12 protein-coding genes and 2 pseudogenes are annotated in these 17,168 nt (G+C 74.3%); 8 read left to right on the top strand and 6 right to left on the bottom strand.

All coding sequences use genetic code 11. From position 1 onward, the window contains the following. The first annotated feature begins 65 nt into the window (after window positions 1–65). Window positions 66–917 (top strand): class II fructose-bisphosphate aldolase, encoded by an 852-nt coding sequence (locus tag IH45_RS0123265; RefSeq protein ID WP_030671653.1) that lies wholly within the window; start codon window positions 66–68, stop codon window positions 915–917. Window positions 918–977: 60 nt separating this feature from the next. On the opposite strand, the pseudogene IH45_RS1000000146780 reads toward IH45_RS0123265, so the two are convergent. The 4 genes and pseudogenes from IH45_RS1000000146780 to IH45_RS0123245 all read right to left on the bottom strand — a co-directional run. After that, window positions 978–1,404: pseudogene (locus IH45_RS1000000146780) on the bottom strand (VOC family protein); the annotation flags it as partial. A gap of 31 nt (window positions 1,405–1,435) precedes the next feature. Further along, window positions 1,436–2,323: a 5-oxoprolinase subunit C family protein gene (locus IH45_RS0123255; protein ID WP_030671650.1), complete on the bottom strand. Its 888-nt coding sequence runs from the start codon at window positions 2,321–2,323 to the stop codon at window positions 1,436–1,438. Then, window positions 2,320–3,009 (bottom strand): 5-oxoprolinase subunit PxpB, encoded by a 690-nt coding sequence (pxpB, locus tag IH45_RS0123250; protein WP_030671646.1) that lies wholly within the window; start codon window positions 3,007–3,009, stop codon window positions 2,320–2,322. The genes IH45_RS0123255 and pxpB overlap by 4 nt, the downstream gene beginning before the upstream one ends. Further along, window positions 3,006–3,782 carry a LamB/YcsF family protein gene (locus IH45_RS0123245; protein ID WP_030671643.1) on the bottom strand — a complete coding sequence of 259 codons (777 nt, stop codon included), beginning with the start codon at window positions 3,780–3,782 and terminating at the stop codon, window positions 3,006–3,008. Before IH45_RS0123245 ends, pxpB begins: the two co-directional genes overlap by 4 nt. 251 nt (window positions 3,783–4,033) lie before the next feature. On the opposite strand from IH45_RS0123245, the gene IH45_RS0123240 reads away from it, so the two are divergent. The 7 genes from IH45_RS0123240 (at window position 4,034) to IH45_RS0123210 (ending at window position 14,818) form a co-directional block, all read left to right on the top strand. Further along, window positions 4,034–4,759 (top strand): GntR family transcriptional regulator, encoded by a 726-nt coding sequence (locus IH45_RS0123240; protein WP_030671640.1) that lies wholly within the window; start codon window positions 4,034–4,036, stop codon window positions 4,757–4,759. 121 nt (window positions 4,760–4,880) lie between these two features. Beyond that, a complete protein-coding gene (locus tag IH45_RS0123235) occupies window positions 4,881–5,588 on the top strand; it encodes a DUF969 domain-containing protein (RefSeq protein WP_030671637.1) in 708 nt (235 codons plus the stop codon). Further along, the gene (locus tag IH45_RS0123230; protein ID WP_030671635.1) at window positions 5,585–6,553 is read left to right on the top strand and encodes a DUF979 domain-containing protein; all 969 of its coding nucleotides are present in this window, start codon (window positions 5,585–5,587) and stop codon (window positions 6,551–6,553) included. Before IH45_RS0123235 ends, IH45_RS0123230 begins: the two co-directional genes overlap by 4 nt. Before the next feature lie 114 nt (window positions 6,554–6,667). Next, window positions 6,668–7,321 carry a pyroglutamyl-peptidase I gene (gene pcp, locus IH45_RS0123225; RefSeq protein ID WP_030671633.1) on the top strand — a complete coding sequence of 218 codons (654 nt, stop codon included), beginning with the start codon at window positions 6,668–6,670 and terminating at the stop codon, window positions 7,319–7,321. A gap of 56 nt (window positions 7,322–7,377) precedes the next feature. Continuing rightward, window positions 7,378–8,919, top strand: a complete 1,542-nt coding sequence (locus IH45_RS0123220) for a hypothetical protein (RefSeq protein ID WP_030671630.1) — start codon at window positions 7,378–7,380, stop codon at window positions 8,917–8,919. Between the two features lie 130 nt (window positions 8,920–9,049). Then, complete coding sequence (locus IH45_RS0123215) at window positions 9,050–9,946, top strand: hypothetical protein (RefSeq protein ID WP_030671627.1); 897 nt, start codon at window positions 9,050–9,052, stop codon at window positions 9,944–9,946. Window positions 9,947–10,033: 87 nt separating this feature from the next. After that, complete coding sequence (locus IH45_RS0123210; RefSeq protein ID WP_234440638.1) at window positions 10,034–14,818, top strand: hypothetical protein; 4,785 nt, start codon at window positions 10,034–10,036, stop codon at window positions 14,816–14,818. On the opposite strand, the pseudogene IH45_RS0123205 reads toward IH45_RS0123210, so the two are convergent. Together IH45_RS0123205 and solA are read right to left on the bottom strand one after the other, a co-directional pair. Then, window positions 14,799–15,944 (bottom strand): annotated as a pseudogene (locus IH45_RS0123205) (aromatic ring-hydroxylating oxygenase subunit alpha); the annotation flags it as partial. The gene IH45_RS0123210 and the pseudogene IH45_RS0123205 sit on opposite strands and share 20 nt — an antisense overlap. Then, complete coding sequence (gene solA / locus IH45_RS0123200; RefSeq protein WP_030671619.1) at window positions 15,941–17,146, bottom strand: N-methyl-L-tryptophan oxidase; 1,206 nt, start codon at window positions 17,144–17,146, stop codon at window positions 15,941–15,943. The pseudogene IH45_RS0123205 and the gene solA, both read right to left, overlap by 4 nt. Between the last annotated feature and the right edge of the window lie 22 nt (window positions 17,147–17,168).

Raw genomic sequence — 17,168 nt, 5'->3', positions numbered from 1 at the left:
GTAGCGGTACGGGCCGACACCGGCCCGTACCCACCGAACCGACAGGAAAGCGAGGGGACACCTTCATGCCCCTGGTTCCCACGCGCGAACTCGTCTCGAAGGCCGCCGCCGCAGGCCGGGCCGTCGCGGCGTTCAACGTGATCACGCTGGAGCACGCCGAGGCGATCGCCGCCGGCGCGGCCGCCGCGGGCGCCCCGGGGGTGATCCTGCAGATCAGCGAGAACGCCGTACGGTTCCACGGCGGCCGGGTCGAGCCGATCGCGCGGGCCGCGGCCGAGGTCGGCAAGGCCTGTGACGTCGACGTCGCACTGCACATGGACCACGTGACGGACATGCGGCTGCTGCGCACGGCGGCCGACGCGGGGTTCTCCTCCGCGATGTTCGACGCCGGGGCGCAGCCGTACGCCGAGAACCTCGCCGCCACCCGCGCCGCGGCCCGGTGGGCGCACGGCGCGGGCCTGTGGCTGGAGGCCGAACTCGGCTATGTGGGCGGCAAGCCCGACGCTCCCGCGAGCGCCCACGCGGCCGGGGTGCGGACCGACCCGCAGGAGGCGGCGCGCTATGTCGCGGACACCGGCGTGGACGCCCTGGCCGTCGCCGTCGGCAGCAGCCACGCGATGACCGAACGCTCCGCGACCCTGGACCACGCGCTCATCGAACGTCTGCGGGATGCCGTGCCCGTACCCCTGGTGCTGCACGGTTCGTCGGGCGTCGGCGACGACGATCTGCGCCAAGCCGTTCAGGCGGGCATCGTGAAGATCAACATCGGTACCGCTCTCAACGTCGCGTTCACCGGCGCGGTCCGCGAGGCGCTGGCGGAGCGCCCCGACCTGACCGACCCCCGCCCCTACGTCGCCCAGGGCCGGGAGGAGATGGCGGAGACGGTCCGGGGCCTGCTCGGTGTGGTGAGCGGCTGAGCGGGGCCGGAGCTTTCCCCGCACCTGATGTCGCCTGGTCGGTGACGGCGGACCGCGTGGTCACGAGGGCGCCGACGCCACCGGCGCGCTCTGCGCCCCTTGGGGATCCGCCGCCGTCGCCACCCGGCCCCGCGCGCCGTCCCGGGTGGCCTGGACGGCGTGACCGCCGAGGTCGGCGACCCGCTCCACCGCCTCGTCCACGTCCGCCACCTCGAAGTACGTCATCCAGTGCGATCCCCGCTCGGGCGGCAGCGCGTGCCCGACTCCCGCGTCACCAGCTCGTTCCTCGCCACCGCCCAGGTACGCCGGCCAACGCCCTGCCCAGATGCTCCGCCGCCTGCCGGATGCCGAGCACCGCGCCCGGCGGATCGGAGCCGATGGCCGTCCGGCCCGCCTCACCGGCGTCCAGCGGGCCGACGCCCACCGTGCCGCCGCAGTGCCGCACACCGGCGGCCGTCCCGTCCACATCGTCCGAGGCCAAGCCGGGGGGTTCAGGCGACTACGGGGAGGCGTCCGGCTCAGCCCTGCCCGAAGGAGCGTGCGGGGCGCGGCACGATCCGCACCGGTGTCCCGGGCGTCGCCTGGGCCGCCGCGGCGAGGAACCGCTCCGGTACCACTCCGACGACCGGGTAACCGCCGGTCGTCGGATGGTCGTTGAGGAACAGCACCGGCAGCCCGTTCGGCGGCACCTGGAGGGCGCCCAACGGCATGCCCTCGCTGGGCAGTTCGCCGTCCTTCGCGCGCTCCAGGGGCGGGCCCTCCATGCGCAGTCCGATGCGGTTGCTCGCCGAGGACACCCGGAAGCGCCCGGTGGCCAGCGTGCGCAGCCCCGCCTCGGTGAACCAGTCGTCGCGCGGCCCCAGGACGCACGGCAGCACCAGTTCCGCGGCCGGCAGGCCCGCGCGTACGACGGCGTCCACGCGCGCGGGCGGGCCGTACGGGTCGCCGAGCGGCAGCACGCCGCCATCGGACAGCGGCGCGGGCCCGAGCCCGGACAGCAGGTCGGCGGCGCGGCTGCCGAGGACCGGCTCCGCCGCGACACCGCCGGCGAAGGCGAGGTACGAGCGGAGACCGGCGGTGGCGGGACCGGCGTCCAGCACCGCGCCCGCCGGGACGGCGACCGGCGCGCCCCAGGGGGCGGGGCGGCCGTCCACCGTGACGGAGCACGGGGCTCCGGTCACCGCGACGACGGTGGCCGTGCGGACCCGTACGGCACAGCCGGTCAGGGTCGTCTCCAGGGTCGCGGCCGTTTCGGGGTTGCCCACGAGGCGGTTGGCCAGCCGGTGGGCGGGCTCGTCCAGGGCGCCCGCGCGCGGCACGCCGAGGTGGGCGTGTCCGGCGCGGCCCAGGTCCTGGACGGTGGTCAGGGCTCCGGCGCGGACGACGCAGAAGGCGCGGTCGGTCATCGTGCCTCCCGGGGCGATTCCGTGGATGTTTCCGCCGTAACCGGTACGAAGCGGACGCGCGTTCCAGGGGTGAAGAGCGCCGCCGGTTCGCGGTCCGGGTCCCACAGCTCGACGTCGCTGGTGCCGATGAGCTGCCAGCCGCCGGGGGAGGAGCGCGGGTAGACGCCGGTGTACGGGCCGGCCAGCGCGACCGAGCCGACCGGGACCTTGGTGCGCGGTGTGGCCCGACGCGGCACGTGGTGGCGCTCGGGCAGCCCCGTCAGATAGCCGAAGCCGGGGGCGAACCCGCAGAAGGCCACGTGGAACTCCGTACCGGAGTGGATGCGCACCACGTCCTCCGGAGTGGTGTCCCACAGGGCGGCCACATCGGCGAGGTCCGGGCCGTCGTAGCGGACCGGGATGTCGATGGCCGGGCGGTCGTCGGAGGCGGCCGGCGGGATGTCCCAGCCGGGCAGTTCGGCGGCCAGCCGTCCGGGGTCGGCCAGGCCGTCGAGCAGGACCGTGCGCGCGGCCGGGACGATCTCGCGGACCGCGGGCAGGGTGCCGGCGGCGGCGCGGCGCAGCAGCTCGGCGTGGAACGCCTCGACGGCCGTCGCGTCGTCCAGTTCGACCAGCAGCCCGTGGTCGCCGACCGGCAGCGGGCGCAGCGGCAGCCGGGTACGGGCGGCGCCGTTGCCGGTGCTCACGCGAAGCTGCCGATCCGCACACCGGCCGCGGTCAGCTCGTCGCGCACCCGCCGGGCGAGGTCGGCGGCGCCGGGGGTGTCGCCGTGCAGGCACAGGGAGCGCGCTTCGACGCTTACGGTGCTGCCGTCGATGGCCGTCACTGTGCCCTCCGTCGCCATGCCCAGCGCGCGCTTGACGACCTCGTCGGGGTCGTGGACAACGGCGCCCGGTTCGCGGCGCGAGACCAGCGTCCCCTCGGGCGTGTAGGCGCGGTCGGCGAACGCCTCGCCGATGACCGGCAGGCCGACGCGGCGGGCCGCCGCGTGCAGCTGGGAGCCGGGCAGGCCGAGGATGGGCAGGGGGGTGCCGGCGGTGCGTACGCCCTCCAGGACGGCGGCGGACTGCGCCTCGTCGTGCACACAGCGGTTGTAGAGCGCGCCGTGCGGCTTCACGTAGCCGACCCGGGTCCCGGCGGCGCGCGCGAAGACCTCCAGCGCGCCGATCTGGTACGCGATCTCGTCGGCCAGCTCGCGCGGCGGTACGTCCATGGCGCGCCGTCCGAAGCCCGCCAGGTCGCGGTAGGAGACCTGGGCGCCGACGACGACGCCGCGCTCGGCGGCCAGCTCGCAGACCCGGCGCATGGTGCTCGGGTCCCCGGCGTGGAAGCCGCAGGCCACGTTGGCGCTGGTGACGACGGACAGCAGCGCCTCGTCGTCGGTGAGCTGCCAGCGTCCGAAGCCTTCCCCGAGGTCGGCGTTGAGGTCGACGAGGGGGGCGGTCACCGGGTCGCTCATGTAAGTCGTACGTCCGTTCCGGGAGGCCGCGCGGGCTGGCGCACCGGCGGCGGGTCACTGGCTGCGGGACCGGTCGGCCCTCATCCGTAGTGGCTCTCCCCCTGAGGGCACCAGGGCCGACCGGTGATGGGGCCAACGTAGGCGATTGTTCAACGATCCGACAAGAGGTGTGTTGTCTCGTTCTGCCATCTGGGATTGACTGCCGCTCACGGCACACGGGGTGCGCACCGGGGCGGAGAGCGGGGACGGCGATGGCGGGCAAGGCGGCGAAGGACGATCAGCGGCGGCTCGCCGAGGTCTCGGAGCTGGCGGGGGACCGGGTGCTGCTGGGGCGCTCCAGCACCGCGGAGCGGGTCGCCGACATTCTCCGGGACCGCATCACCGAGGGCTACTTCCCGCCCGGCGCGCGGCTGTCCGAGGAGAGCATCGGCGGGGCCCTGGGGGTCTCCCGCAACACCCTGCGCGAGGCGTTCCGGCTGCTCACCCACGAACGCCTGCTGGTGCACCAGCTCAACCGCGGGGTCTTCGTGCGCATCGTGACGGTGGCCGACCTGGACGACATCTACCGCGTCCGTACGCTCGTGGAGTGCGCCGCGGTCCGCAGCCTGGGCGAGCCGCCGCACCCGGTGGGCGCGATGGAGGCCGCCGTGCTGGCCGGCGAGGCCGCCTTCGAGGAGCGCGCCTGGCGCGACCTGGGCACCGCCAATCTGCGCTTCCACCAGGCGGTGGTGGGGCTGGCGGGCAGCCCGCGGATGGACGAGCTGATGCGCGGCGTGCTCGCGGAACTGCGGCTGGTCTTCCACGTGATGGACGATCCGCGCCGCTTCCACGCGCCGTACCTGACCCGCAACCGGCAGATCATCGAAGCGCTCCAGGCCGGCGACGCGGCCGACGCGGAGCGGCTGCTGGAGTCTTATCTGGAGGACTCGCGGGCCCAGCTGTCGGGGGCGTACGCCCAGCGCATCGCCGCTCGATAGGGCGCTCGGAGCGCTCGCATTTCGCTCCTGTCAACCCCTTGTCGGATCGTTGAACAATAACCTAGCCTCCTCGCATCCTCCTCACGGTCCGCGTGAGGTCCCGTATGCGGAAGGCGGACCCATGATCGTGCTTCTCGGCGTGCTCGTGGTCGTGGTCGGCTTCGCCACCAAACGCAATGCCCTGCTGGTCGTGGGCGTGGCGGGCATCGTCACCGGCCTGCTCGGCGGCCTGTCGCCGCAGGAGGTCCTGGCGGCCTTCGGCTCCGGCTTCGCGAGCAGCCGGGCGGTGACGATCTTCGCGATCACCCTGCCGGTGATCGGCCTCCTGGAGCGCTACGGCCTCCAGGAGCAGGCCCGCCGGCTGATCGCCCGCTTCGCCAAGCTCACCACCGGCCGCTTCCTCGCGCTGTACCTGGGGATGCGCCAGATCGGCGCGGCCGTCGGCCTGACCCACGTCTTCGGGCACGCGCAGACCGTGCGCCCGCTGGCCGTGCCGATGGCCGAGGGCGCCGCCGAGCGCAAGCACGGGCGGCTGACCGAGAAGTCCCGCGAGAAGGTCCGCTCGTTCTCCGCCAGCGCGGACAACGTGGGGCTCTTCTTCGGCGAGGACGTCTTCCTCGCGGTCGGCTCGATCCTGCTGATCACCAGCTTCGTCAACACCACGTACAACACCCACCTGGAGCCGCTGCACCTGGCGCTGTGGGCCATTCCCACCGCGCTGTGCGCCCTGGCCGTGCACGGCTGGCGGCTGCTGCGCCTGGACCGGTACCTGGAACGCGAACTGGTCGCCGCCAACATCGGGCCCGTCGCCGAGGGAGCAGCCAAGTGATCAAGGCAGAGTGGTTCTACTGGCTCGTCGGTCTGAGCTTCCTGGTGATGGCCTCCCAGATGCTCACCGACCGCAGCAACCCCAAGCGCATCGGCACCACCGCCTTCTGGGGCCTGCTCGGCGCCGGCTTCATCTACAGCAGCTGGGTGGTCGAGAAGAAGGCCCCCGCCGAGCCGCTGGGCGCGGCCGTGCTGGTCATGATCGTGCTGGCCGGCTTCGGGTTCACCGGACGCGGTACGCCGCGCACCACCACGCCCGAACAGCGCGAGGCGAGCGCCCTGAAGATGGGCAACAAGCTGTTCGTGCCCGCGCTGGCCATCCCGGTCGTCGCGCTGCTGTGCGCGGTCGTCGTCAAGAAGCTCTCGATCGGCGGTGAGCCGATCCTCCAGGAGGGCAGCGAGACCATCCTCGGGCTCGGCATCGGCGCCGTCGTCGCCCTCGTCGTCGGCATGATCATGCTGCGCGAGAAGCGGATATCGGTGCCCGTGCAGGCCGGACGCTCCATGCTGGAGGCGATGGGCTGGGCGATGCTGCTGCCGCAGCTGCTCGCCACCCTCGGCACCATCTTCCAGCTCTCCGGCGTCGGCACCCAGGTCGGCAAGGTGTCCACCTCGGTCCTGCCCAAGGACTCCCTGTACATCGCGGTCATCGTCTACTGCGTCGGCATGGCCCTGTTCACCGTGATCATGGGCAATGCGTTCGCCGCCTTCCCGGTGATGACCGCGGCCGTCGGCTGGCCGGTGCTCATCGAGCACTTCCACGGCAGCGCGCCCGCCGTCCTGGCCATCGGCATGCTCGCCGGGTTCTGCGGCACGCTGGTGACCCCGATGGCGGCCAACTTCAACATCGTCCCGGCGGCCCTGCTGGAACTGAAGGACCAGTACGGCCCGATCAAGGCCCAACTCCCCACCGCCGGCATCCTGCTCGGCTGCAACATCGTGGTCATGGCCCTGTTCGCCTTCTGAGGGCGCCTTCCGAGTCCGCTTTCCGAGGCCGCCTTCCGACCACGCCCACCGCACGACACGGACCACGCGCGCACCGGAAGGTGCCGCGTGCGTCCACGAACCACAGGGAACGCCATGACCCGGACGACGCGCGTCCTGCTCACCGGATTCGAGCCCTTCGACGGCGAGCGCACCAACCCCTCCTGGGAGGCGGTGCGCGACGCCGCCGCGTCCCCGCCCGACGGGCTGGAGATCACCGCCGTCGAACTGCCCTGCGTCTACGGGCGCTCGCGCACCGCGCTCCGCGAGGCCGTCGCGGCGCACGACCCCGACCTGGTGCTGTGCGTCGGGCAGGCGGGCGGGCGACCCGACCTGACCGTGGAACGGGTCGCCGTCAACATCGACGACGCCCGCATCCCCGACGTCTCCGGCGCCCAGCCCATCGACGAGCCGGTCGTCCCCGGCGGCCCGGCCGCCTACTTCGCGGCGCTGCCGGTCAAGGCGTGTGTGGCCGCCGTGCGTGAGGCGGGGCTGCCCGCCTCCGTCTCCAACACCGCCGGCACCTTCGTCTGCAACCACGTCTTCTACGACCTGATGCACCTGATCGCCACCGAGCGGCCCGCGCTGCGCGGCGGCTTCGTGCACGTCCCGTACGCCCCCGGACAGGTCACCGGCCGGTCGCTGCCCTCACTCCCGGTGAGCGCCGTCGCCGAGGGGCTGCGTGTGATCGCCGCCACCGCCGCGCGTACAAATACGGACATCAAGGTCGTCGGCGGCGCCACGCACTGACGCCGGGGCCCGTGCCGTTTCGTCCGTTGTCAGTGTGAGCGCCTACTCTGTGCGACGTGACTTTTCCTGCCCCGGGGACCGCTGCGTCCCAGCTCAACGGCGTGGCCCGGCCCGAAGGCGGCGCCCGGCCCGCGCCGGGCCCGGCCGCCGACGAGGGCCTGGCCCGCCGGCTGCGCGCCCTCGCGTGCACGGCCCCGCTGCACGACCTGGACACGCGCAAGGCCAACCTCGCCGGCGAGTACGGGGTGTACGCGATGGCGGAGGTGGCGCTCGCCGCCATCGACCTGGTCACGCTGCACATGGATTTCGACACCGGCGCCGACCACGAGCAGATAGTGGCCCGCCTGCTGCCGCGCGTCGCCGCGCAGACCCCGCGCCGCCCCGCCGCCGAGCACGAACGCGTCGCCCGCTGGGTGCTGGAGAACCTCATCAACGTCGGCAGCGTCGACCGCGGCTTCCGCGCCGTGTACGGCACCTTCGGCCCCGAGGGCGAGTACGTCCGCCGCGACTACGACTTCAAGCTCATCGAGGAGGTCCCGGGGCCCGGCGGCGGTGTCTACCTCCGTACCACCGACGAGGCCGTCAACGTCCTGGTCGGCGCGCTGGACACGGACGTGACGAGCGCCCAGATCGCCGCCGAGGTCAAGCTGGAGGTGCTGATCAGCCGCGGGCGGCTGGCGGACGCCCAGCTCGCCGCCGAGCAGGCCCGCTACCGCACCGTGCAGTATGCCGAGACGCTGCGCCGCACCCTCGACGCCACCCGCCGCAACGTCCGCGCGGTGGACTGGCTGCGCGCCGTCCCCGACATGATCGCCGAAGCCCTCGACCACGTCGCCGAGCGCTACCGCCACGAGAACGCCATCCTCACCAACATCCGCAGGGCCCGCGACGAGGCCGAGGACCCGGAGAACAAGCGCCGCGCCGCCGAGCTGGTCGACATCGTCAAGGACTGCATCCGCCGGCACACCCAGCTCCAGTCCCGGCTCCTGGAGGCGGGCCCGCTCTTCCGCGCGGAGCAGGACCGCCAGGCGTTCGCGCCGCCCGCCGGGCGCTCCGGCCTCGACCTGTACGGCCAGTTGGTCGCCCCGGTCCTGCCGCTGCCCGTCGAGCAGGCGATCCGGGTCACCGACGCCTTCTTCGCGCGCGGCACCGGCTTCCGTACGGGCACCTCCGTACGGCTCGGCGACCTCGTCGGCCTGCTGTTCCAGCCGCCCGTCGAGCGTGAGCACCTCGGTGCCGAGATGCCCGAGCCCGACCTGATCGCCACCCCGGACGACAGCCGCTTCTCCGAGGAGCAGCTGGAGGCCGCCCAGGCCCTGCTGGACCTGCCCGCCGACGCGCCGCGCCGGCTCTCCGGCCTGCTGGCCGAGGCCCGCCGCAGCGATCCCGTCCTGCCGTATCTGGTCGCCCTGCTGGCGGTGCACGCGGCCAGCCCCCCGGTCGGCACCGCCTACCGCCAGGGCGAACAGCACCTGCTCTTCGCCGTCGACGACGGCACCGTGCTCGACGACCATGAGTTCGGCGGCGCCGACCTGATCGTCGGCAAGGCCCTGCTGGACGCGGCGGGCATGGCCGCGGACCGCTCGGAGGTGGCCTGATGCCGGCCGGTCGGGGCGCGCACACGGCGTCAACAACAGGGCGTCACAAGGAAGTTCGCATGGAGGTACGGGCGTGAGTGAGTACGGAACCGGCGCCGGGGCCGGCGCCGAGGACCCGGCACAGGGAGACCTGACCGGCGGGGCGGACCACCCGTCCTGGTCCGCGCCCGGCCCGGCCCCGGCCGAGCCCGCGGGCCCCGCGCCCGTGACACCGGCCGACGCCGCGGACGCCGCCCGGCTGGTCTCCTTCGGCCTCCAGCCCAAGCTGCTGCCCGCCCGCGACGCCGAGTACGGCGAACTGCTCCGCAGGTACCGTGACGAGCCCGCGTTCGCGCGCCTGGCCGACGCCGTCGCGACCGGCCTCGGACTGGTCGTCCTGGAGGTGTCCCCGCGCGCCGGCATGGCCGTCACCGCCGACGAGGACTCCGTCTTCGCCGTACGGATGGGCGACTACGCCCGCCGCGCCTCCGCCGACTCCGCCGACCGCTTCCTGCACGGCCTGGCCCACCTGGCCGTCGCCGCGCTGGCCTTCCCCCGCCCCGAGGACCTCGCCGACGACGGCTACATCGGCCGCATCACCGTCAACGGCGTGGACGCCTTCGTCCGGCAGGCGTGCCGCCGCCTGGAGGAGCGTGCCGAGGAGCAGGGCGAGAACACCGACCCGGTCACCGACGCGCCCGGCCTGGAGGCCGCCTGGCGCACGTACGCGCGGCGCAGCGCGACCGGCGCCACCAAGGACGCGCGGCGGCTCGCCGGTTCGACCACCGGCATCATCGCCAAGGCCGTCGCCTTCCTCGTCGACTCCGGCTTCCTCCAGCGCACCGGCGACGACGCCGGCGGCGCCTACCGCACCACCGCCCGCTACCAGCTCCAGGTGCGCGACATGGCGGGCAGCGCCGCCATGGCCGAACTGCTGGAGCTGGGCGTGGTCCCCGTCGGCGACGGCAGCGCCACCCTGCTGCCCGCCGAGGACACCGACGACCTGGAGCTGGTCTCCGACGCGGGCCTGCCCTTCCACTCCTCCTGACCGCCCGGGGCCGGGCGCACCGGCCCCGGCCCCACAGATCTCCCGTCCACCGACCACCGTCCGCCCACACAACGAGAGTCCGCCGCCATGTACGAGCTGTCCCGGGTCCGCCTCTACTCCATCGGGCCCGCCGGTGCGCGCTATGCCGACACCGTGCTGGACCTGCGGGGAGTCGGCGCGCCGGTGCCCGACCCGGCGCCCGCGCAGGCGGACTTCTTCGAGGACGAGCCGGTCGGCCCGCCGCGCCGGCCCGCCCCCGCCGGCGTCCTCTTCCTGGAGAACGGCGGCGGCAAGTCCGTCCTGCTCAAGCTGATCTTCTCGGTGATGCTGCCGGGCCACCGCAACACCCTCGGCGGCGCCAGCTCCGGCGTGCTGCGCAAGTTCCTGCTCGCCGACGACTGCGGCCATGTCGCCCTGGAGTGGCAGCACACCCTCACCGGCGAGTCCATCGTGGTCGGCAAGGTCAGCGAGTGGCGCGGCCGGCAGGTCTCCAACGATCCGCGCAAGTTCGCCGAGGCGTGGTACAGCTTCCGGCCGGGTCCCGGCATGAGCCTGGACTCGCTGCCGGTCGCCGAGGCCACCGTCGTCCGCCCGCGCGGCGAGCAGGCCGAGGGCCACTCCGGGGCCCGGGGCCGCCGCCGTACGATGAAGGGCTTCCGGGACGCCCTGGTCGAGGCCGGCAAGAACTACCCCAACCTGGACGTCTCCTGGGTCGAGATCCACGAGCGGTGGAACGAGCACCTCGGCGAACTGGGCCTGGACCCCGAACTCTTCCGCTACCAGCGGGAGATGAATGCCGACGAGGGTGAGGCGGCCGGCCTCTTCGCGGTCAAGAACGACTCCGACTTCACCGACCTGCTGCTGCGCGCGGTCACCGACACCCGCGACACCGACGGCCTCGCCGACCTCGTGCACGGCTTCGCGCACAAGCTGGGCCGCCGCGCCGAACTGACCGCCGAGCGCGACTTCACCGCCGGCTCGCTGGACCTGCTGTCCCGTATCGCGGACGCCGCCGAGCAGCGCGAGACCGCCCGTGACGTGCACGCGGGCGCCGAGCGCCGCACCCGTACGCTCGCCCAGCGGCTGCACGCCCGCGGCACCGAGGAGCGCGGCCGGGCCGCCGAGTTCGCCGAGCAGGTCGCCACCGCCGCGCACGCGGTCACCGACGCCGAGCGGGTCCGCGAGCGCCGTGCGCTGATCTCCGCCGAGATCGCCTACCGGCATGCGTCGCTGGCGCTGGCCGCCGCCGAGAAGGGCGCCGCCGCCCAGCGCCGCGAGCTGAACGACGCCCGTACGCTGCACTCCGCCTGGCAGGCCGCCGAGACCGTGCTGCGCCACCGCGCCGCCGCCGACCGGGCCACCCGTGTCGCCGCCGCGATCCGCGAGGCCGAGCGGGACGCCGCGCCCGCGCTCGCCGCCCGGTCGAAGGCCGCCGGTGAACTGGTGCGCGCCCTCCAGGCCGCCGCCGACGTCAGCGAGGGCATCGCCAACGAGCAGGAGGAGCGCTCGGCCGCCCTCCAGGAGACCAGCGACACCGCGCACCGCGACGCCACCGCCGCCGCCACCCACGCCCAGCGCGCCCGCAGCGAGGCCGAACACCTCAAGCAGCGGCTCGCCGAGGTCGAGCAGGAGACCGCCGAGGCCGTGAAGGCCGGCTGGCTCGACGACTCGGCGCCGGACGCCGACCCGGCGCGCGCCGCGCTGGCCGCGTCGGACGCAGAGAAGTCCACGGTCGAGGGCTGGGACGCGGCGCGCGAGGCCGCGGCCGGCGCCGCCGACCGGGCTCGGGAGGCCGCCACCCGGCTCGCCGCCGCCGAACTGGCCGCGGCCCGCGCCGAGGACGCCGCCCAGGCCGCCGAGCGGGCGTACGAGGCCGAGCGCCAAGCCGCCGAGTCGATCGGCGCCGAGCAGCGGCTCGCCGACCTGCTGGGACTGCCGCAGGCGCCCGCCAAGGCGGGCGTGCCCGGACCCCGTACGGGGCAGCCCGCGGACTCCCCGGAGGAACCCCACCGCGTCCGCCGCCCCGCCTCCGAGGGCCCCCTGACCGCCGAAGAACTCGACCGGAACGCCGACGACCTGCGCGACCTGCTCGACGAGAGCGTGGCCTCCGCCGAGCGCCAGCTCTTCGACCTGCGCACCGCCGCCGCGGACGACGCCCGTATCCTCGGCGCGCTGGGCGACGGCGGCCTGCTGCCGCCCGGCCCCGACGTGCTCGCCGCCGTCGAGTATCTGGGCGAGCACGGCGTCCCCGCGCTGCCCGGCTGGCGCTACCTGGCCCAGTCGGTCGACCCCGCCGACCACACCCGAGTGCTGGCCGCCCGCCCCGAGCTGGTCGACGGCGTCATCATCACGGACCCGGAGACCCACGCACGGGCCCGCGACGTGCTCGCCCAGGCCGCGCTGCTGCCGCGCTCCACCGTCGCCGTCGGCACCGCCGCGGCCCTGCTCGCGCCCACCCCCGCGCCGGACGCCCAGGACAGCGGCGTCTTCCTCGTCCCGCCGAACCCGGCCATGCACGACGAGTCCGCCGCCGACGAGGAGCGCCAGGCGCTGCGTGCGCGTGCCATAGAGCGGGACGAGGAGATCCGCGCGCTGGCCGCCCGGCTGGCCGGTGACCGCGCCCTGGCCGCCCGCCTCTCCTCCTGGCGTACGGGCTGCCCGCCCGGCCGCCTCGCCGAACTGGCCACCGCTGCCGAGGAAGCCCGTACGGCCGCCGACACCGCCGCCGCCGAGCTGGCCGAGGTGCGTACGGTACGGGCCGAGGCCGACGAGGAGGCCGCCGAGGCCGCGCGCGTGCGCGATCAGCGGCAGGAGGCCGCGCAGCGCGCCCGCCGGGTCGCCGACGCCCTCGCCGGGCTCGCCCACCGGCTGCGCGAGCGCGCCAACTGGCAGGTCCGGTTGCGTGAACTGGCCGATGAGAGCGCCGAGTTGGAGGCACGCGCCGAGGGGTGCGTGGACCGGGCGCGGGCCGCGGACGAGGACCGCCGCACCGCCCAGCGCGCCGCCGACGACGCCCGGCGCACGGCCCACGCGCTGCGCGCCGAGCGCGCCGAGATCGCGGGCGTGCCGGACGACATCGGCGAGGACGGCACCGAGCCCGCGACCGCCTCCCTGCCCGCGCTCCGTGAGGCGTACCGCGCCGCCTCCCAGGTCTACGAGAAGGTGGGCGTCGGCGCCGACCTGCGCGCCGAACAGGCCCGCGCGGAAGGCGACGAGAGCGCCGCCCTGGCCGAGCTGAACCGTCTCACCAACAAGGTCCGCACCCGCGCCGAACAGCTCCTGGAGAGCCCGGACGCCGCCGACGGACCGTCCCGGCAGGCCGCCGCCGCCCGCGCCGAGGCCCTGGTCTCCCGGCTGGAGTCGCGTGCCTCGGCCGCCAGTGAACAGCTCGGCCGCCTGCGCGGCGAGGCCGAGCGGCTCGCCCCGGCCGACGGCGAGGCGCACACCGAGCTGCCCGAGGACATGATCCCCGCCGACGCGGACCGCGCCAAGGAACTGCTGCGCACCGCCAACGCCGAACTGGCCACCGCCGACGATGCGTTGGAAACCGCCCGCGCCACCCACACCGAGCTGCTGCGCGCCCACCGCGCCGCCGAGGACGCCGCCTCCGGCTTCGACGAGATCGCCGCCATGCTGCGCGACCTGCTGCGCGACACCCAGGAGGACGAGGGCGAGCGCCCCGAGCCGTATGCCGGGCGCCTGGAGGACGCGCGGCAGGCCGCGGCCGAGTCTCGCCGTTCGCTGCGCGGCTGCGCGAGCGACCTGTCGGCGGCCGAGGCCGCGGTGCGCGAGGCCAGCGACGTGCTCGTACGCCACGCCAACTCCACCAAGTACGAGCAGGTCCGCACGCCCGCCCGCCAGCAGATCCGGGAACTGCCCGCGGCGGCGCTGCCCGACCACGCCGCCAAGTGGGCCGACGCCTTCGCGCCCCGCCTGCGGGTGCTCACCGACGAGCTGGAGCAGCTGGAGCGCAACCGCGACAGCATCGTGGACCGGCTGCGCGGCCTGGTCGAGTCGTCGCTGGCGACGCTCCGCTCCGCCCAGCGGCTCTCCCAGCTGCCCGGCGGCCTGGGGGAGTGGTCCGGGCAGGAGTTCCTGCGCATCCGCTTCGACGACCCGGATCAGGCCACGCTCACCGAGCGGCTGGGCGAGGTGATCGACGAGGCCACCCGCTCGGCGGTCAAGAAGAACAGCGACCTGCGCCGGGACGGCATGTCCCTGCTGCTGCGCGGTGTCAGCGCGGCGCTCCAGCCGCGCGGCGTGGCGGTGGAGATCCTCAAGCCGGACGCGGTGCTGCGCGCCGAGCGCGTCCCGGTCGGCCAGATGGGCGACGTGTTCTCCGGCGGCCAGCTGCTGACCGCGGCCATCGCCCTGTACTGCACCATGGCCGCGCTGCGCAGCAACGACCGAGGCCGCGACAAGCAGCGGCACGCCGGCACGCTGTTCCTGGACAACCCGATCGGCCGCGCGAACGCGACGTACCTGCTGGAGCTCCAGCGCGCCGTCGCCGACGCGCTGGGCGTCCAGCTGCTCTACACCACCGGCCTCTTCGACACCACCGCACTCGCCGAGTTCCCGCTGGTCATCCGGCTGCGCAACGACGCGGACCTGCGGGCCGGGCTGAAGTACATCAGCGTCGAGGAGCATCTGCGACCCGGTCTGCCGCAGCAGGACCCGGAGTCGGAGCCGGTGCACGGGCAGATCACGGCGACGCGGATGTACCGCCGTCCCGAGGACGAGCGGCAGGAGGACCGGCCGGTGCCCCAGGAACCTCAGGGACACCCCGAGCCTCAGGAGAACCCGGAGCCTCAGGAGAACCCGGAGCCTCAGGAGAACCCGGAGCCTCAGGACCCCCCGGCAGCAGCCGGATGACCCACCGGTGGAAGCCGGCGATGTGGTGCTCGCTGGGGACGAGCACCCCGCCGGCCCGGTAGGCCCGCGAGTCCATCGCGGGCTGGGTCCGCTCGCAGGCCGCGAAGTCCTGCGTGTTGACCCGGTGGAAAAGTTCCACCGACCGCGACAGGTCGGCCCCCGAGGCGATCACCTCGGGAGCGTAGAGCCAGTCGCACTCCACGACGGTGCGGTCCGCGGCCAGCGGGAACATCCGGTGCACGATGACATGGTCCGGCACGAGGTTGAGGAAGACCTGCGGGCGCACGGTGACGGCGTAATAGCGGCGGTCCTGGCTCTCCTCGATGCCCGCGATGCGGGCGAAGCCGCCGCTGCCGTCCACGGTGAACCCCTCGGCCTCGTCCGCGAACGCCGCGCCGTGCCCCACGTAGTACTGCGCGGCGAACCCGTCCGTGAACTCCGGGAGCACGTCGGTCAGTTCGGGGTGGATGGTGGCGCAGTGGTAGCACTCCATGAAGTTCTCGACGATCAGCTTCCAGTTGGCGCGCACGTCGTAGGTGACGCGCCGTCCGAGTTCCAGTCCGTCGATCCCGTACCGCCCGATCGCCTCCGTCCCGCCCAGCCGCTCGCTGACCGCGCCGATCACCGTCTCCTCGAACGACGGCGGCTCGTCGGCCAGGCACACCCACACATAGCCCAGCCACTCGCGCAGCCGGACCGGCAGCAGCCCGCGCTCGGCGCGGTCCACGTCCGGCATCCGTTGCAGGTTGGGCGCGGCGACCAGGCGCCCGTCCAGGTCGTAGGTCCAGGCGTGGTACGGGCACTGGAGGTTGCGCCGCACCTCGCCGGACTCCTCGGTGCACAGCCGGGCTCCCCGGTGGCGGCACACGTTGAGGTACGCGCCGAAGCCGCCGCGCCGGTCGCGGACCACCAGTACGCTCTCCCGGCCGACCTGGACCGTACGGAACGCGCCCGGCCGCGGCAGGTCGGCGGCGCGCACCGCGCAGCACCACAGCGATTCGAAGATGTGCCGCTGTTCCTGGCGGAATGTCCCGGGGTCGGTGTAGAAGGCGCCGGGCAGGGTGGCGGCGAGGCTGGCGGCCGGGGCGGTTCCGGTGGCTCCGGCGGTCTCGGGGGCGAGGGTCATCGGACGCCTCCTGGGGCGGACGGGGCGGGAGAGGGGGTGGTGGCCGGGGCGGCAGCGAGCAGGCGCTCGGGTGCGAACAGGCCGACCGGGTGCGCGGTGTCGCCGCTCAGCGCCAGGTCGGCGAGGATCTCGCCGACCACCGGCACGAACTTGAAGCCGTGTCCGGAGAAGCCGCAGGCCACGGTCACGGTGTCGGGGTGCGCGGGGTGCCGCGCGAGGACGAAGTGCTCGTCGGGGGTGTTGGTGTACATACAGGTGACGGATTTCAGGTGGCGGCCGGGCAGCGACGGCAGCAGCCGGGCCGCCTGCCCCGCCATCGCCCGTACCTCGTCCTCGTGGACGGCCCGGTCGATGGTCTCCGGCGTACAGACGGTTCCCCTGCGGAAGAACGCCACCTTCGCGCCACCCCCGGGCCCGTCGATCGCGGGGAAGCCGTAAATCTGTACGCCGTCGGCGTCCTCCCAGATGTAGATGGGGTGCCGCTCCGGGACGTACGGACCCGTGCCGCCCGTGGGCTCGAACCAGTGCATGATCTGGCGCTCAACGGAGAACGACACCCCGAGACCGTCCAGCAGCTCCGGCGCCCAGGCGCCCGGACAGATCACCAACTGGCCCGCCGTATAGGCGTCTTCAGGCGTGTGCACCCGCACGCCCCGGCCACCCGGCAGCGCCTCCCACCGGGTGACCGGTTCCTGGAAGCGCAGGTCGGCGCCGCCCTGGGTGGCGAGCTGGAGCTGCGCGGCCACGGTGTTCTCCGGGCGCAGGAACCCGGCGCGCGCCTCGTACAGCGCGACCTCGTCGGCGCCCGGCGTCAGCGTCGGGAAGCGGCGGCGTACCTCCCGCGCGTCCAGCATCTCGTGGGGCAGGTCCCAGGTGCGGGCGGAGCGCAGCGACCCGGCGACGGTACGGCTGTCCGGCCGCCCGAGCATCACCCCGCCGCACAGCGTGGCGATCCGCCGCCCGGTGGCGCGCTCCAGTTCTTCGTACAGCTCGTAGGCGCGCAGCAGCAGCGGTACGTACGCCGGATCCTCGAAATAGGACTGCCGCGTGATGCGCGAGCCGCCGTGGCTGGAGCCGTGCGTGTGCACCGGCCCGAACTTCTCCAGGCCCAGCACGCGGGCGCCGCGCGCGGCCAGGTGGTGGGCCGCGGCGCTGCCCATGCCGCCGAGGCCCAGCACGATCACGTCATGGGTGGGGGACAAGCGGACCTCCCGGGTCGGCGGG

The organism is Streptomyces rimosus subsp. rimosus (assembly GCF_000720725.1).
GTDB lineage: Bacteria > Actinomycetota > Actinomycetes > Streptomycetales > Streptomycetaceae > Streptomyces > Streptomyces rimosus_A.
The sequence above is the reverse complement of the archived record's forward strand: the minus strand, read 5'-3'. Positions and strand labels throughout refer to the sequence as shown.

Excerpts from the sequence above, each read along its gene's own strand:
- IH45_RS0123245 (WP_030671643.1), bottom strand. The coding sequence starts at position 3,782 with ATGAGCGACCCGGTGACCGCCCCCCTCGTCGACCTCAACGCCGACCTC.
- IH45_RS0123235 (WP_030671637.1), top strand. The coding sequence starts at position 4,881 with ATGATCGTGCTTCTCGGCGTGCTCGTGGTCGTGGTCGGCTTCGCCACC.
- IH45_RS0123210 (WP_234440638.1), top strand. The coding sequence starts at position 10,034 with ATGTACGAGCTGTCCCGGGTCCGCCTCTACTCCATCGGGCCCGCCGGT.
- IH45_RS0123255 (WP_030671650.1), bottom strand. The coding sequence starts at position 2,323 with ATGACCGACCGCGCCTTCTGCGTCGTCCGCGCCGGAGCCCTGACCACC.
- pcp (WP_030671633.1), top strand. The coding sequence starts at position 6,668 with ATGACCCGGACGACGCGCGTCCTGCTCACCGGATTCGAGCCCTTCGAC.
- IH45_RS0123265 (WP_030671653.1), top strand. The coding sequence starts at position 66 with ATGCCCCTGGTTCCCACGCGCGAACTCGTCTCGAAGGCCGCCGCCGCA.
- IH45_RS0123240 (WP_030671640.1), top strand. The coding sequence starts at position 4,034 with ATGGCGGGCAAGGCGGCGAAGGACGATCAGCGGCGGCTCGCCGAGGTC.